This window comes from Lysobacter terrestris (assembly GCF_014489475.1).
Lineage (GTDB): Bacteria > Pseudomonadota > Gammaproteobacteria > Xanthomonadales > Xanthomonadaceae > Agrilutibacter > Agrilutibacter terrestris.
In genome coordinates this window covers 640,360-655,659 of sequence record NZ_CP060820.1, presented here as the reverse complement: position 1 = coordinate 655,659, position 15,300 = coordinate 640,360, and the positions used below count along the sequence as shown (strand labels likewise).

The window sequence follows — 15,300 nt, the reverse complement described above, 5'->3', positions numbered from 1 at the left end:
GGGAGAAGGGAATGTCGATCGTTGCCACCGCGCTGGTCCTGCTGGTCGCGCTGCTGCACCTGTATTTCCTGGCGCTGGAGATGTTCCTGTGGACCCGGCCGCTCGGGTTGAAGACGTTCCGGATGTCAGCGGAGAAGGCCGAGCAGTCGAAGGTGCTGGCGGCCAACCAGGGCCTGTACAACGGCTTCCTCGCCGCGGGCCTGGTGTACGGCGTGGCCACCGGGTCGCGCGAGTTCGAGCTGTTCTTCCTGGGGTGCGTCGTGGTTGCCGGCAGCTACGGCGCGGCGACGGTCAACCGGCGGATCTTCTTCGTGCAGGCGCTGCCTGCATTGCTGGCGATGGCCGCACTGCTGGCCGCGTGGCCCTAACTGCGCGGCGCTAACTACGCGATTTCGGCGACAGCCACATCGCGATGCGCGCGCGGAAGACTTCCTCGCCCTGCGCATCGCGCACCGACACGGTGACGGGCAGGTCGTAACCCGTTGCCGATTCGACGATGGCGATGTCGGGGGTGGCGACGGCGTGCATGGTGCCGCGTGCCTTCTTCAGGTATTCGACCGTCATGCCCTTGGGGATCCAGCGCATCGACGCCGGCAGCGAGGCCTCGGTCATCACGCCCGCGCCCAGCTCCGCCAGGTTGCACAGCGCGATCGCGTGCACGGTGCCGATGTGGTTGTGCACGCGGCGGCGGTCCTTGATTTCCACTTCGCAGCGCCCGGGCTCCAGCGCGGCGAAGCGCGGCGCAATCGTGGCGAAGTAGGGCGCACGGAAGCAGACCGCGCGGGAGAACAGCCACCGGCCCAGCGGCCAGCGGCTCATGCGGCGATACATGGAAAGCACGGAAGCGGCCATGCGGTGGATCCTGCCGGGAGCTGGAAAAGAAGACGGCGGGTCGAGCCCGCTGTCGTCGTGTCGTGTTGCGATCAGGCCGCGGCGCGGCTGTCGTACTGCTCGCGGCGATAGCCCGCCGAGCGCAGTTCCTCGGTGTCGAAGTCGTCGACGCTGATGGTGTCGATCGTCATCTCGCGCAGTTCTTCCAGTTGCTTGCGCTCGTCCGCGGTGATCCAGCCTTCGCGCACGCCCTCGTCGAGTTGCGCGGCGAAATCCAGTGCCTCGATGTCGCTGTTCTTCAGCGCCTTGAGGAACTTGCGTTCCACCGGCTCGGCGAGGATCACCTTGGGCAGGTAGCTGTTGATGCGGCCGGCCGGGTTGTTGGCGCACGGGGTGATGAAGGTGCCGACGGCGAGGCGGTCGCGCGCTTCGTTCGGCGACATCAGCAGGGACGCAACCTTGTGGCCGAGGCGATCGCTCGGTGCCTGCGCGCGGCGGCCCCACGGGAAGATCAGCAGCCACAGCAGGTAGCTGATCGGACGCACCGGGAAGTTGCGCAGCGCCGCGGAGAACGCGGTTTCGATCTTGTTGACGCTGTCGTGGATGGCCCAGGCCAGCAGCGGCTGGTCGGATGCCGGACGGCCCTGGTCCTCGTAGCGCTTGAGCATCGCGCTGGCGATGTACAGCTGGCTCAGCACGTCGCCGAGGCGGCCCGACAGCGACTCCTTGAACTTGAGCTTGCCGCCGAGCAGCAGCATCGAGGTGTCGGCCATCACCGCCAGCGCCGCGGAATAGCGGTTGAGCTTGCGGTAATAGCGGCGCGTGTACGCGTCGCCCGGCGCGGTGCCGATGCGTGCGCTCGTGAAGCCGTACCACCAGCTGCGTACCGCGTTGGAGAAGGCGAAGCCGATGTGGCCGAACAGGTTGCGGTCGAACTCGGTGAGACGCTCGTCCGGATCGGGCAGCCCGGCCGCCTTCATTTCCTTCAGCACCCACGGATGGCACAGGATCGCGCCCTGGCCGAAGATCATCAGCGAGCGCGTCATGATGTTCGCGCCTTCCACCGTGATCATGATCGGCAGCGCCTGCCAGTTGCGGCCGGCGTAGTTCTTCGGGCCGAGGATGATGCCCTTGCCGCCGTGGATGTCCATCACGTCGGTGGCGACTTCGCGCGCCATCTCGGTGCAGTGGTACTTGGCGATGGTCGAGGGCACCGCGGGCAGTTCACCGCGCGACACGGCGGCCGCGGCGGCTTCGGACAGCGCGCTGATCGCATAAGCCTTGCCGCCGATGCGGGCGAGGGCTTCCTCGACGCCTTCGAAGCGGCCGACCGACAGGCCGAACTGCTTGCGGATGCGCGCATACGCGCCGGTGATGACCGCGCCGAACTTCGCGCCACCGCTGGCGGTGGAGGGCAGGGTGATGGAGCGGCCGATCGACAGGCACTCGACCAGCATCTGCCAGCCCTTGCCGGCGTAGGCCTCGCCGCCGATCAGCTGGCTGAGCGGGATGAATACCTCGCGGCCATGGATCGGGCCGTTCTGGAACGGCGAGTTGAGCGGGAAGTGGCGGCGGCCGATGTCGATGCTGTCGGTGTCGCGCGGGACCAGGGCCAGGGTGATGCCGATGTCCTTGCGGTCGCCGATCAGGCCGTCCGGGTCGTACATGCGGAAGGCCAGGCCGATCAGCGTCGCGACCGGGGCGAGGGTGATGTAGCGCTTGTCGAAGGTCAGCTTCACGCCGACCACGCGGGCGCCGTTCCAGTCGCCCATGGTGACGATGCCGTAGTCCGGAATGGACGTCGCGTCCGAACCGGCCCACGGACCGGTCAGGCCGAAGCAGGGCACTTCACGGCCGTCGGCCAGGCGCGGCAGGTAGTAGTCCTTCTGTTCCTTGGTGCCGTAGTGCATCAGCAGCTCGGCCGGGCCGAGCGAGTTGGGCACGCCGACGGTCGAGCTGAGCACGGTCGACACCGTCGCCAGCTTCTGGATCACCTTGTGGTTGCCCAGCGCGGTGAAGCCGAGGCCGCCGTATTCCTTCGGCACGATCATGCCGAAGAACTTGTTCTTCTTGACGTACTCCCACAGTTCCGGCGTCAGGTCGGCGTTGACGTGGGTGATCTGCCAGTCGTTGGTCATGCGGCACAGCTCTTCGACCGGGCCGTCGAGGAAAGCCTGTTCGTCCGCGCGCAGTTCCGGCTTGGGTTGGTCGAACAGCACGTTCCAGTCGGGCTTGCCGGAGAACAGCTGGCCTTCCCAGCCGACCGTGCCGGCCTCCAGCGCGACGCGCTCGGTTTCCGACAGCGGCGGCAGGATCTTGGTGTAGAAGCCCAGCAGCGGCTTGGTGATGAAGGGCAGGCGGATCTGCGGCACCAGCAGCGGCACGGCGACGAGCGCTGCCAGGACGGTGGCGATGATCGTCGCGGTGATGTTCGCGCCGGCCAGCAGGCAGGCGATCAGCGCGGTCAGCGTGGCCGCCGCCCAGACGACGAGGCGCAGGCGGTGGTAGGCGGCGACGGCGCCGACGACCAGCAGGGCGAGGAAGGGAAGGGCGATGCTCATGAATGGCTCCGGCGCGACGCGGCGTTGACGGTCTTGCGGTCAGGTGGGTCGAGCGTTTCCCTGCGCATTCCACCGCCCCTGGTCTCGGATGCAAGGCGCGGATTCAAACAGCGGCATGAAACGCTTAACATACGGCCGAGTATGGTTCTGCCCTCGAGTGCTGTCAACCGCACCTTACCCCCGTCCAAGCGGCTTGTGCGTACTGTCACAGTCGCCACCGTATGGTTAAACTTGTCACCATGACGAACACCGCGACCAAGCCCGACGCCGCCAACTCCGCCAAGGAGCGCACCGGCCGCCTCAGCGCCGACGACTGGGCGGCTGCCGCCCTGGACCTGATCGCCGAACAGGGCGTGTCCGCGGTCGCGGTCGAACCGCTCGCCCGTCGCCTGGGTGTCACCAAGGGCAGCTTCTACTGGCACTTCCCTTCGCGCGAAGCCTTGCTGGTGGCCGCGCTGGAGCGCTGGGAGAAGATGGAGCAGGAGCTGCTGTTCGGCGAACTGGAACCGATCAACGATCCCCGTGCCCGCCTGCGCGCGCTCTTTACCCTGGTGGCGCACGAGTACAAGTCGCACGTGGTCTATTCCGAACTGATCAAGGCCATGGACCATCCGGCGGTGCAGCCGGTCATCGGTCGCGTCTCCGAGCGCCGCCTCGATTACCTCACGGCTTCGTTCCGCCAGGCGGGCCTGCCCCGCACCGACGCGCGTCATCGCGCCCAGCTGCTGTATTCGGCTTACGTGGGTTTCCTGCAGCTCAACCTCCAACTGCACCAGACGCGGATGCAGCACGACGAATTCGAGGCCTATGTCGAGCACATGGCCGCCACCCTGATTCCCAATCCCTGATTTCCACTCAGAAGTAGAAGGTCCGTTGATGAACAACCTGTCGCAGACTGCCCCGGCCGAAAGCGCCGGACGAAGCAAACTTGCCGCGCTCAATGACTGGGTCGCTCAAGTTGCTGCGCTGACCCAACCCGATGCGATCCACTGGTGCGACGGCAGCGACGCCGAGAACGCGGCGCTGGTTGCGAAGATGGAAGCCGACGGCACGCTGGTCCGCCTCAACGAGCAGACCCATCCCAACAGCTGGCTGCACCGCTCGCATCCGGACGATGTCGCCCGCGTCGAGCACCTGACCTTCGTGTGCACGCCGGAGCAGGAAGACGCCGGCCCGAACAACCACTGGATGGCGCCCGCCGACGGCCACGCGCAGATGGACGCGCTGTTCGCCGGCTGCATGAAGGGCCGCACCATGTACGTCATTCCGTACTGCATGGGCCCGATCGACTCGCCGCTGTCGCGTTGCGGCGTTGAAATCACCGATTCGGCGTATGTCGTCGCCAACATGCGCGTCATGACCCGCATGGGCGCGCCGGCGCTGGCGCGCATCGAGCGCGAGGGTTCCTTCGTCAAGGGCCTGCATTCGGTCGGCGAGCTCGACCCGAATCGCCGCTTCATCATGCATTTCCCGGAAGAGCTGACGATCAAGTCGTTCGGCTCGGGCTACGGCGGCAATGCGCTGCTGGGCAAGAAGTGCCACGCGCTGCGCATCGCCTCGCACCAGGCGAAGGCGGAAGGCTGGCTGGCCGAGCACATGCTGATCCTCGGCCTGGAGAATCCGCAGGGCGAAACGCATTACATCGCTGCCGCGTTCCCGTCGGCCTGCGGCAAGACCAACCTGGCGATGCTGATTCCGCCGGAAGGCTACCGCCAGGACGGCTGGAAGGTGTGGACGATCGGCGACGACATCTGCTGGATGCGCCCGGGCGCCGATGGCCGCCTGTACGCGATCAATCCGGAGGCCGGTTTCTTTGGCGTCGCACCGGGCACCTCGATCAACTCGAACCCGAACGCGCTCAAGACCGTCGCGCACGACACCATCTTCACCAATGTTGCAGTGACCGCGGACAACCAGCCGTGGTGGGAGGGCCTGAGCGAAGGCAAGCCCGTCATTGATTGGCGCGGAAATGAATACGATTCCAGCAAGGGTCCGGCGGCGCACCCGAACTCCCGCTTCACCGTGAGCGCGCAGCAGTGCCCGTCGTACTCGCCCAAGGCCGAGGACGCGCAGGGCGTGCCGATCAGCGCGATCGTGTTCGGAGGCCGCCGCGCATCGCTCGTGCCGCTGGTCTTCGAAGCGCGTGACTGGACCCACGGCGTGCTGGTCGGCGCCGCGATGGGTTCGGAAACCACCGCCGCTGCCACCGGCGCGGTGGGCGTGATGCGTCGCGATCCGATGGCGATGAAGCCGTTCTGCGGCTACAACTTCGCCGACTACTTCAGCCACTGGCTGTCGTTCGACAAGGAAGGCGCGAAGCTGCCGAAGATCTTCCACGTCAACTGGTTCCGCAAGGGCGACGATGGCAAGTTCCTGTGGCCGGGCTTCGGCGACAACCTGCGTGTGCTCGAGTGGATGATCAAGCGCGTGAAGGGCGAGGCCGCCGCGCAGGAAACCCCGATCGGCAACCTGCCGAGCGCGGACGATGTCAACATCGCCGGCATCCAGCTCAGCGACGAGGCCAACGCCAAGCTGTTCGGCTTCGACCACGCCGGCTGGCGCGCGGAGTTCGAGAGCATCGGCGAGTACCTGCAGGAGTACGGTCCGCGCATGCCGCAGGCGCTGCATGACGAGCAGCAGCGGATCGCCCGTTCGCTCGACGCGTAAGCCGATCCATGAATGCGAACCCCGCCGCGGTCGCGGCCAGTCGTGAATTTCTGATCGATGGCCGCCCGCTGCGGGTGTTCGACGGGTTGTTGCCGAACGTCGCGGAGTACGTGCAGGCGCTTTCGCGCGCGGCCTTCACCCGCACCGAGGTCGCGCGACCCGAGACCGCGGAGTACAAGCACTGGGCGACGGAAATCAAGCTGGAAACGCTGATGCGCCAGCCGGTTTTCGAGTTCACGCGCCAGGCCGTGGCCGGCTTCTGCACCGCGCAGGCCGACTACAAGCCGTATCGGGCCTATACCAATGTCGCCAGCTACGGCGACATGCTGTTCACCCACACCGATTGCCTCCCCGAGCAGCACGATCTCACCGCGCTGTGGTACCTGTGCGAGCGCTGGGACCTGGAGTGGGGCGGAGAGACGTTGTTCTACGACACGCAGGACGAAATCGCCTGCGCGGTTACCCCCAGGCCGGGCCGACTGGTCGTGTTCGACGGGGCCATCAAGCATGTCGGGCGCCCACCGAACCGGATCTGCTACGCACCGCGTTACACCTTCGCCATCAAGTTCGAACGCGTTGCACGGGACGGTGACGGTGAACGCTGAGACGGTGCCGGCGCTCTGGAACAAGGCGGAAACCTACGCGCGCCAAGGCCAATGGGCTGCGGCGCTCGCCCAGTACGACAACGTCCTCGCCAAGGATCCGGCCCATGCGATGGCGATGCTGCGCGCATCGCGCATGGCGCTGTCGTTGGGCCGCTACCGCGACGGCCTCGACTATGCGTTGCGCGCGCTGGCGCGCCGACCCGGCGGCGAAGAGGCCGTGCTGACGCTGGCGCGCGCGCTGCGCATGTACAACGAGCCGGGCGCGCTGCTCGAGTGCGTCGAGCATTCGCGCTGGCGCGAGCGCCGGTCCGCCACATGGCTGACCGACCTGGCGATGATGGTCAGCACCATCGGCGCGAACGAGCTCGCGATGCAGATGCTCGACCAGGCCATCATCCGGGAGCCCGGGAACCCGCAGGCACGCTATTTCCGCGGCGTCGTGCAGATGTTCTTCGGCAACATGGACGAGGCCGAACAGGAGCTGGAGCGCTGCATCGCCAAGGCGCCGGGTTTCACCCAGGCGCACTGGGTGCTGTCGCGCCTGCGGAAGCAGACCGAGGATGCCAACCACGTCGAGCGCATGCGCGCGCTGATCCCGCGGATTCCGCGCGGCAGCGACAACGACGCGTACCTGGCATTCGCCCTGCACAACGAACTGCACGACCTCGGCCGCCATGCCGACTCCTGGCAGGCCCTGCAGCAAGGCTGTCGCTGCAAGCGCCAGCTCACCCCGCACGATCGCGCCGATGCCCGCCGGATGTTCGATGGGTTGATGGCGTTGTGCGATGAGGAATTCGTGCGGCCGGTTGAACAGCCGGAGCCCACCTTCGTGCCCGTGTTCATCGTGGGCATGCACCGCTCGGGCAGTACCCTGCTCGAACAGCTGCTGGGCGGGCACTCGATGGTCGCCGATGGCGGGGAAACCTACTCGTTCACCACGCAGATGCGCTATGCGACCGACTATCGCAACAAGGGCGTGGTCGATGCCGAACTGGTGCGGCGCGCGGCGACGGCCGATTTCGGCCTGGTCGGACGCCGCTTCTACGAGATGACGGCGTGGCGCGCGAAGGGGCAGGCGTACCTGACCGAGAAGCTGCCGTCGAACTTCCTCAACCTGGGGTTCATCGCCAAGGCGCTGCCGCAGGCCCGGATCCTGCACATGGTCCGCGACCCGCTGGATACCTGCTTCTCCAACCTGCGCACCATGTTCTCCGACGTCAACACCTTCTCCTACGATCAGGAGGAGTTGGTGGAGTGGTACGGCCAGTACCGCCAGCTGATGGCGCATTGGCACACGGTCATGCCGGGCCGGATCATGGACGTCCACTACGACGCGCTGGTGGCCGATCCCGAAGGCGTCATGCGCCAGGTCATGGAGTTCTGCGGCTTGCCTTGGGAGCTGTCGGCAACGACGCTGGACGGCGCAGGCGCGGTGGCGACTGCGAGCAGCCCGCAGATGCGCGGCGGCATCATCAAGAACCGCAAGGCGGCGTGGGCGCCCTATGAGGCGCAGCTGCGGCCGCTGATCGAAGGTCTGGCGCCGTTCCGCTGACTCGCGGGCCGCTGCGCTGCGCGCTTATGGGCGCGCCGTGTTCTTCATGCCGAACCAGCAGTTGAACGCGACCGTGATGCGTTCATCGTTGCCGTAGAAGGGCATCACCTCGTGCTGCAGCCACGACGGGAAGAGCACCAGCTGCCCGGCGCCGAAACGGATGTTCCAGGTGCCATGGTGGTACGGCGCGCGCAGGCGGGCATTGCCGGGATCGAGGAAGTAATTGCTGTAGTGGTGCGGGTTGTGGAACCGCAGGATTCCCGACTCGGGACGGTCCTCGGGCGTCTCGCCCGCGGCGACGCAGTACACGCCCGACCACGAGGCCATCGGATGCGTGTGCAGGATGGTGAATCCGCCTTGCCGGGTCACGTGGAACCACGTGTGGGAAAAGATCTGCAGTTGCTGCATCTCTTCCGGGCTGTAGCCGTTGAGCTCCTGCAGCGTCTTGCCCAGCGCGGCCCAGCAGAACTGCCGCAGTTGCTGGACGCACGGCTCCGGCCAGGCGAACAGGTTGAAATCGCTTTCGAACACGCCTTGCTGCTGCTTGAGCGACGGATTGGGGTTCGCATAGCGGGCGCCCTCGGCCTCGCGCGCGAGGAGGAGCGCCTTGAGCTCCGCGTTGATGGCGTCCGCATCGGGCAGGGTGTCCTGCGCCATCGGGACGGCAAACATTGGATTGATTTCCAGGGGCATGGTCTGTCTTCCGGCGCCGGGCGTCGCGTGTCGAGCCTAGTGTACTTCGCAAAAAACTACGGCCCCTTGCGGGGCCGTAGCTGGGTGTTGCTGGACAACTTCGATCAGAACTTCTGCGAGTAACGCATGTAGTAGAAGCGGCCCGGGACTTCGTACTGCGGGTCGAACGAGTTCGCGAAGGCAGACGCCGCAACCGGCGGATCCTTGTCGAACACGTTGTTCACGCCGACGGTGATCTTCGCGTTCCACGGCGCGTTCCAGTAGGCGCTCAGATCGTGGTACGTCGTCGCGCCGATGTGGTTCTCGGCCGAAGCGATCGTGGTGATGCTGTCGCCACCGGCCGTACCGTCCCACACGCCATTGCCGTTGCTGTCGGTCGGAACGCCGACGACGCGGTCATGGTCGGTGCAGAGGAAGGTGTAGCCGTAGTCTTCGAAGTTCTGGCAGCCTTCGGTCTGCGAGGACACGTAGCGGACGTTCCAGGTTGCGCCGAAGTCGCCCTTCTCCCAACGGGTGGCCAGGTTCGAACGCAGGCGCCAGTAGTTGACGAAGTTCGGGCCGTCGTACTCGCCGACCAGGTTGCCACCTTCGTTGTCGAAGAGCGGCTGGCCGATCGCCGGAGCCTGGGTACGGTCTTCACCGTACAGGCCGTCGCCGTCGTTGTCGTTCTCGAACTTCGACATGTAGGTGGTATCCCACACGAAGCTGAAGGTGCCCCATGCGGTTTCCGGCAGCTTGTAGCTGACGGTCATGTCGTAGCCTTCGACCTTGGTGCCACCGATGTTGGTGGTGGTGTTCAGCAGCGTCTGGATGTTGCCGTCAGCACGACGGGTATACAGGGCGCAGGTCGGGCCGGTGCCGCCGGAATCCAAGCACTGCTGGATGATGGCCGCGCCGCCGATCGTGGTGATCGCGTCGGTGAGCTTGATCTTCCACCAGTCCATCGAGATGTCGAGGCCCTGGGCGAAGCTCGGGCTGTACACGAAGCCCAAGGTCGTCGACTCGGCCTTTTCGGGCTGCAGGTCCGGGTTGCCGCCGATCGTGATGCGGATCTGCTGGTTGTCCTGCTGGTAACCACCGTTCGGCACGCCTTCCGCGATGCAGCGAGCCTGCGCGGTCGGGGTCTGGTCGCCGAAGTTGTTGTTGTTGCAGGGGTCGAGCAGCTGCGGGAACGAGTCGGCCTGGCCGGTGAAGAGCTCACCGATCGACGGAGCGCGGAAGCCTTCCGTCCAGTTGCCACGGATCATCAGGTCGTCGATCGGCTTCCAGCGGAAACCGAACTTGCTGTTGAGCGTGTCGCCGAAGTTGCTGTAATCCGAGTAACGCGTGGCGACGCTGAAGTCCAGCAGCTTGGCGAACGGCAGGTCGGCCAGCACCGGTACCGCGAGTTCGAGGTAGGCCTCGTCGAGCGAGTACGCACCTTCGGTAGCGGTACGGGCGTTACCGGTGGTGTTGCCCGAGTTGATCAGCGCGTCCGGCGAGTCGTAACCGGATTCGTTGCGGTGCTCGAGGCCGAACGAGAAGCCCAGCGGGCCGCCCGGCAGGTCGAACAGTTCGCCGCTGATGTTGGCGTAGTAGGTCCTCTGGGTGTAGTTGTACTCGTCGTGCGCGGTGAACGACACGAAGTCGAGCATTTCCGGCGTGATGCTGCCGACGCCGCCCAGCAGGTCCAGCGGGACGCAGCCAGCGATGATCGAGGTCGCCGTGCCGCAACGGGCCACGCCGGTCGCGTCGATGAACGACGGGCCGAGGGCCTGGCGCAGCGCGATGACGTTCATCAGGCCCTGCGTGGTGTTGTTGGCCTGGTTCTCGCCGCGGAAGTAGCCGGCTTCCCAATCGAAGTACTTCTCGCCGAAGGTCAGCGTGCCTTCGAAGCCAGCATTCAACGCAAAGGTGCGGACGTCCTGGTTGAACGAGCGGCCGCCGGTTTCGACGAAGCGGCGGTTGATGCGCGAGATGTCCTGGCCGAACGGGTTGTAGATGCTGTCAGCGCTGATGAACACCGTCTGGCTCTGCGGGTTGGCACCCGGAGCGGTACCCAGCACGACCGGCATCGCAGCGAGCAGCTGCTCGGAGACGCGTTCGTTGTAGGTGACGGTGGTCTTGAAGCGCAGGTTGTCGGTGATGTCCACCGAGGCGCTGCCGAACACCGAACGGCGTTCCTGCGGGGTCAGCAGGTAGTTGTCGGGGGCGAAGTTGTAGGCATCGACGCCCGGGACATACGGACGCGGGTTGCTGTCCGGGCCGCCATCGTAGGTGAAGGTGCCACCGGCGCCATTGAAGTTGGTCTGTGCGCCGTTGCAGAGGTTGGTGGCGGTGTTGAAACCACCCGGGCACAGCGCGAAGCGGCCGCCCGGCGAGGTGCCGCTGCCGAACACATTGCCGGTGCCGAAGACCGGCTCCTTCGAGATGTCGCGGTCGCCGGCCATGACCGGCTCTTCCTTCACGTAGCCGAAGCCCAGCATCGCGCTGAAGCGATCGCCGGCCGAGCCGATGGTGAAGTCGTAGGCCTGGCGGGTGCCGTCGCCCTTGTCGAACTGGCCGAGGTAAGCGTTGGCTTCGGCGCCGTCGAAGTTCTGGCGCAGGATCACGTTCACCACGCCCGAGATGGCGTCGGAGCCGTAGATCGTCGAGGCGCCGTCCTTCAGCACTTCGATGCGTTCGACCGCAGCGGTCGGAATGGTGTTGAGGTCGACCGCGCCACCCAGGCCGGTGCCACCGACCCAACGACGGCCGTTGACCAGCACCAGGGTGCGGTTCGAGCCGAGGTTACGCAGGCTGACGCGGGTCTCGCCGTTGCCGCCGTTGTTGAAGGTGGAATTGAGGGTCGAGCCGTTCGCCGTGATGTTCTGGATCACGTCGCCGACCGAGGTCAGGCCCTGTGCGGTGATTTCGTCGCGGCTCAGCGAGAACACCGGCTGCGAGGTTTCAATATCGCTGCGCTTGATGCGCGAACCGGTGACCTCGATGCGATCGAGGGTGGTGGCTTCCTTTTCCTGCGGTGCGGCGTCCTGCGCAAACGCACTGCCGGTACCGGCAATGGCGCCCACGGCGATGGCGTAGGTAATCGCATCGCGGAGCTTGGTGGTCTTCAAAGTCATCTCTCTCTCCAAGTCGGTCTTGGTTTTGTTTCCCATGGGAACCTCGCTGGAGGCGTCAAGAAAGACACCAAAACCGGCAAGGCCGCGCCGATAGTAGCCCCCCTAACGAACTAATTAAAGTGTCGTTAACATCGTCTCTCAGTTCCTTGAGATCGACGGTATGAAGTGTGCCGTGGCTCTCGGTTGTGCTGCATCGCACAACGCCGCCGCCGGCAGGGTGGGCGGGGAGATCGGTGTTTTTCCGGGAGTGCCGCGCCAATGACGCATTGACGGGAAACGCATTGACGGGAATGGAATGAAGTCGGAGCGGAATCGCTTATGCGACTTCATCGATCAACCTCACGCGCTTGCTAGCAATCCCGAGCACGACAGCGCAAGGTCGCCCTGTCATCGCCAGGCAAGTCATGGCGTGAAAGATCGGATTGCCTCATTCGCGCGATCGCATTGATACTCGCGTGCCGCAAGTGAGCGTTGAGGTGTCGCTACAAAGAAGGCGACTGTCAAACTTCAGCAGGCACCCTTGTGGGCTGCCGAGTGGCGCCAAGACCAGTTAGAGGTCTTGCTCGTACCGGACGTAGGGCACGGTGCCCTCGTCCTGTTCGCTGGGCGCGAAGGGGTTCTTGCCGCGGGTCACGACGTTTTCGGCGCCGACGGTGAGCTGTCCGCTCCACGGGGTGCGCCAAGTCAGGCCAAGTCCCAAGCCGCTCCACTGCCCGGGGACGCCGGGGGTGTCGATGACGCGGCCGATGATGTTCGCGCCAAAGTTGCCGAGACCGGCGCCGACGGTGAACGTCTTGGTGGTCCAGCGATCGGCGACCTGCGACGGAATGTCGCCGGCCGGGATCAGGCGAGCGCGGGCGAGCGTGCCGCCGATGGACACGGTCGCTTCGCGGCCGATGTTCTTCTGGCCGTAAAGGGTAAGGCTGTTCTGGTCGAGCTTGCTGGCCCGGCTGTTGGGGCTGAGCCAGGCGGGCAGGGTTTCGCGCCCATTGCCCAGGGACAGGCCGACGCGGCCGCTTCCACGGGTCAGGCTCGCGCCGGCGTTGAACTGACGGTCGCTGCCGTCGTTGTCGAGCGTGGCCAGCATGCAATGGTTGGCGAGATTGCCAATGGTGGTGGCGAGCCCGTTCTTGCGGTCGCACACCAGGCCCAGGGTGTCGCCGGCGGCGACGCCGAACGCGGCGTCCAGGGTGTTGCCGCCCGCGCGCCAGCGGGCGCCGGCCACGGGGGTGATGCTGGGTTCGAGTTGCAGGACGGCTTCAAGCTTGCCGTTGGTGTTCCAGACCGGCAGAAGGGTCGCGTCGGTCTTCCAGTCCGCCGACTGCGCATGCGCGCCCGTTGCTGCGCCGAAGGCGAGCAGGACGGCAAGGGACAGCTGGAACAGGCGCGATTTCATGGCGTGGTTACGACCGGATCCGGTCGGCAAAGTTCCCCGCTTATGGGCCTAGGACTATAGCTACTTTATGCTTATTTAACAATCTGTGCGCGCCGTCGCAACCCCATTACTGGGTCCGTTCCGGTGCCGGCTGGAGGTCCGGCCGGGCCGTGAACAATCCCGCGATCTGCGTCGGACTGAAGCGATAGGACTCCCCGCAGAACTCACAACGCACCACCGCCTCGCCGTCGGCCAGGGCCGCGTGGGCCTCTTCTTCGCCCAGGGAGGTGAGCATGGCCTCCACCCGCTCGCGCGAGCAGGAGCAGGCGAAGGACAGGGGGCGGCCGCCAAGCAGTTGTACTCCGTCCTCGTGGAACAGGCGGGTGACCAGCTGTTCGCTGCTCCATTCCAGCAGCTCGTTGGGTTGCAGGGTGTCGAACAGGGCGCTGGCGCGGACCCAGCCGTCGTCGTCGCCTTCGTCGCCCGGCAGTTTCTGCAGCATCAGGCCGGCCGCGGCGGTGTCGTTGGCGGCGAGCAGCAGGCGGGTGGGGAGCTGCTCGGAACGGCGGAAGTAGTCCTCGAAGGCGCCGGCGAGCGAATCGGACTCCAGCGCGACCATGCCCTGGTAGCGGAGCGGGTCGCGGCCGTCCCGCGAGGGGTTCTCGATGGTGATGGCGAGCACCGCGTCCGGGCCGAGTTCGCGCAGGTCGCGCGAGACCGTGCCTTCCTCGGCGAGCTGGGCGATACCGCGCAGCGTGCCGGCAGCGGTGCATTCCGCGAACAGGGTGCGCAGGGCGCCGTGGCCGCGCAGCTGCACGGACAGGCGGCCGTCCACCTTGGCGTGGCCGGTGAAGAGCGCGGCCGCGGCGGCGGCTTCGCCCAGCATTTCCGCGGCGGCGGCGGGGTAGTCCTCGCGGGAACGGATCTGCTGCCAGGTGTCCTGCAGGTGCACGCGCACGCCGCGGACGCCGGCGCCCTCGATCAGGAAGCGGCTCAACTGGTCACGGTCTGCGTCGTTCTTCATGGTGCCTCGTGCGGTATGGCGCGCGCCATCCACGATAATGCGCGCCAACGGTTGCGGGAATCGCAGCGAAATGGGGACGGGGGGCGCCGGGTGCAAGACGGGATCCAAGGGGAAATGAACGCCATCGCGGCCGTCGCGCCGCGCCGGCGCTGGCGCAGCTGGCTGTGGAAGCTGCCACTGCTGTTCGTGGCGGTGACCGTGTTGCAGGTCCTGCTGCTGCGATTCGTCGATCCCCCGTTCACCGCGTTCATGGCCGCTCGGCAGCTGGAAGCGTGGGGGACGGGCGATTTCGGCTTCCGCATCGCTTACGACTGGCGCGATCTCGACGAGATCTCGCGCAGCGTGCCGTTGGCGGTGATCGCCTCGGAAGACCAGAACTTCGCCAACCACAACGGCTTCGACTTCAAGGCGATCGAGAAGGCCCGCGCCCACAACGAGCGGGCCGAGGAACGCGCCCGCAGGCGCAACAAGCCGGTGCAGCGGCTGCGCGGCGCCAGCACCATCACCCAGCAGACGGCCAAGAACCTGTTCCTGTGGCGCGGACGCGGCGTGACCCGCTACGCCCGCAAGGGACTGGAGGTCTGGTACACGGTGCTGATCGAGACGCTCTGGCCCAAGCGCCGCATCATCGAGGTCTACGTCAACACCGTGGAGCTGGGCAATGGCGTGTACGGCGCGCAGGCGGCCGCGCGCACCTATTACCGCAAGGACGCGAAAGGCCTGGCACCGGCGGAAGCGGCGCGCATGGCGGCCGTGCTGCCCAATCCGCGCCGTTACAGCATCGCGCGCCCCGGGCCGTACGTGCAGCGGCGCAGCAACGCCATCCAGCGCCAGATGCGCTACATGGGCGGTCCGGCGTTCCTGCAGAACATCGATTGACACCGCGAACCC

General features: G+C 66.2%; 12 protein-coding genes. 6 read left to right on the top strand and 6 right to left on the bottom strand.

Annotated elements, in window-relative coordinates; all coding sequences use genetic code 11:
- The first annotated feature begins 11 nt into the window (after window positions 1-11).
- Window positions 12-368, top strand: coding sequence for a DUF1304 domain-containing protein (locus H8B22_RS03120; RefSeq protein ID WP_187712668.1), 357 nt, complete (start codon window positions 12-14; stop codon window positions 366-368).
- Window positions 369-378: 10 nt separating this feature from the next.
- Here H8B22_RS03120 and H8B22_RS03115 read toward each other — a convergent pair whose 3' ends face one another.
- Window positions 379-852, bottom strand: coding sequence for a hotdog fold domain-containing protein (locus H8B22_RS03115; protein WP_187712667.1), 474 nt, complete (start codon window positions 850-852; stop codon window positions 379-381).
- A 71-nt stretch (window positions 853-923) separates the two neighbouring features.
- The gene (locus H8B22_RS03110) at window positions 924-3,392 is read right to left on the bottom strand and encodes an acyl-CoA dehydrogenase (protein WP_187712666.1); all 2,469 of its coding nucleotides are present in this window, start codon (window positions 3,390-3,392) and stop codon (window positions 924-926) included.
- 239 nt (window positions 3,393-3,631) lie between these two features.
- Here H8B22_RS03110 and H8B22_RS03105 point away from each other — a divergent pair, with 239 nt between their 5' ends.
- The 4 genes from H8B22_RS03105 to H8B22_RS03090 are packed head-to-tail and all read left to right on the top strand — an operon-like array spanning window position 3,632 to window position 8,216.
- The gene (locus H8B22_RS03105) at window positions 3,632-4,240 is read left to right on the top strand and encodes a TetR/AcrR family transcriptional regulator (RefSeq protein ID WP_187712665.1); all 609 of its coding nucleotides are present in this window, start codon (window positions 3,632-3,634) and stop codon (window positions 4,238-4,240) included.
- Between the two features lie 28 nt (window positions 4,241-4,268).
- Window positions 4,269-6,059 carry a phosphoenolpyruvate carboxykinase (GTP) gene (locus H8B22_RS03100; RefSeq protein WP_187712664.1) on the top strand — a complete coding sequence of 597 codons (1,791 nt, stop codon included), beginning with the start codon at window positions 4,269-4,271 and terminating at the stop codon, window positions 6,057-6,059.
- A gap of 8 nt (window positions 6,060-6,067) precedes the next feature.
- Window positions 6,068-6,664, top strand: a complete 597-nt coding sequence (locus H8B22_RS03095; protein WP_187712663.1) for a 2OG-Fe(II) oxygenase — start codon at window positions 6,068-6,070, stop codon at window positions 6,662-6,664.
- Window positions 6,654-8,216: a tetratricopeptide repeat-containing sulfotransferase family protein gene (locus tag H8B22_RS03090; protein WP_187712662.1), complete on the top strand. Its 1,563-nt coding sequence runs from the start codon at window positions 6,654-6,656 to the stop codon at window positions 8,214-8,216. The genes H8B22_RS03095 and H8B22_RS03090 overlap by 11 nt, the downstream gene beginning before the upstream one ends.
- Before the next feature lie 24 nt (window positions 8,217-8,240).
- Here H8B22_RS03090 and H8B22_RS03085 read toward each other — a convergent pair whose 3' ends face one another.
- The 4 genes from H8B22_RS03085 to hslO form a co-directional block, all read right to left on the bottom strand.
- Window positions 8,241-8,909, bottom strand: a complete 669-nt coding sequence (locus H8B22_RS03085) for a TIGR02466 family protein (protein WP_187712661.1) — start codon at window positions 8,907-8,909, stop codon at window positions 8,241-8,243.
- Window positions 8,910-9,013: 104 nt separating this feature from the next.
- On the bottom strand, window positions 9,014-12,010 hold the full coding sequence (locus H8B22_RS03080) for a TonB-dependent receptor domain-containing protein (protein ID WP_187712660.1): 2,997 nt from the start codon (window positions 12,008-12,010) through the stop codon (window positions 9,014-9,016).
- Between the two features lie 550 nt (window positions 12,011-12,560).
- Window positions 12,561-13,370: an XOO1806 family protein gene (locus H8B22_RS03075; protein WP_187713507.1), complete on the bottom strand. Its 810-nt coding sequence runs from the start codon at window positions 13,368-13,370 to the stop codon at window positions 12,561-12,563.
- A gap of 142 nt (window positions 13,371-13,512) precedes the next feature.
- The gene (gene hslO / locus H8B22_RS03070) at window positions 13,513-14,409 is read right to left on the bottom strand and encodes an Hsp33 family molecular chaperone HslO (RefSeq protein ID WP_187712659.1); all 897 of its coding nucleotides are present in this window, start codon (window positions 14,407-14,409) and stop codon (window positions 13,513-13,515) included.
- Window positions 14,410-14,523: 114 nt separating this feature from the next.
- Here hslO and mtgA point away from each other — a divergent pair, with 114 nt between their 5' ends.
- Window positions 14,524-15,288, top strand: coding sequence for a monofunctional biosynthetic peptidoglycan transglycosylase (gene mtgA, locus H8B22_RS03065; RefSeq protein WP_187712658.1), 765 nt, complete (start codon window positions 14,524-14,526; stop codon window positions 15,286-15,288).
- Window positions 15,289-15,300: the final 12 nt, after the last annotated feature.

Bases quoted from the DNA above. Each gene is read 5' to 3' on its own strand.
- H8B22_RS03120 (WP_187712668.1), top strand. From the start codon at position 12: ATGTCGATCGTTGCCACCGCGCTGGTCCTGCTGGTCGCGCTGCTGCAC.
- H8B22_RS03115 (WP_187712667.1), bottom strand. From the start codon at position 852: ATGGCCGCTTCCGTGCTTTCCATGTATCGCCGCATGAGCCGCTGGCCG.
- H8B22_RS03110 (WP_187712666.1), bottom strand. From the start codon at position 3,392: ATGAGCATCGCCCTTCCCTTCCTCGCCCTGCTGGTCGTCGGCGCCGTC.
- H8B22_RS03105 (WP_187712665.1), top strand. From the start codon at position 3,632: ATGACGAACACCGCGACCAAGCCCGACGCCGCCAACTCCGCCAAGGAG.
- H8B22_RS03100 (WP_187712664.1), top strand. From the start codon at position 4,269: ATGAACAACCTGTCGCAGACTGCCCCGGCCGAAAGCGCCGGACGAAGC.
- H8B22_RS03095 (WP_187712663.1), top strand. From the start codon at position 6,068: ATGAATGCGAACCCCGCCGCGGTCGCGGCCAGTCGTGAATTTCTGATC.
- H8B22_RS03085 (WP_187712661.1), bottom strand. From the start codon at position 8,909: ATGCCCCTGGAAATCAATCCAATGTTTGCCGTCCCGATGGCGCAGGAC.
- H8B22_RS03080 (WP_187712660.1), bottom strand. From the start codon at position 12,010: ATGACTTTGAAGACCACCAAGCTCCGCGATGCGATTACCTACGCCATC.
- hslO (WP_187712659.1), bottom strand. From the start codon at position 14,409: ATGAAGAACGACGCAGACCGTGACCAGTTGAGCCGCTTCCTGATCGAG.
- mtgA (WP_187712658.1), top strand. From the start codon at position 14,524: ATGAACGCCATCGCGGCCGTCGCGCCGCGCCGGCGCTGGCGCAGCTGG.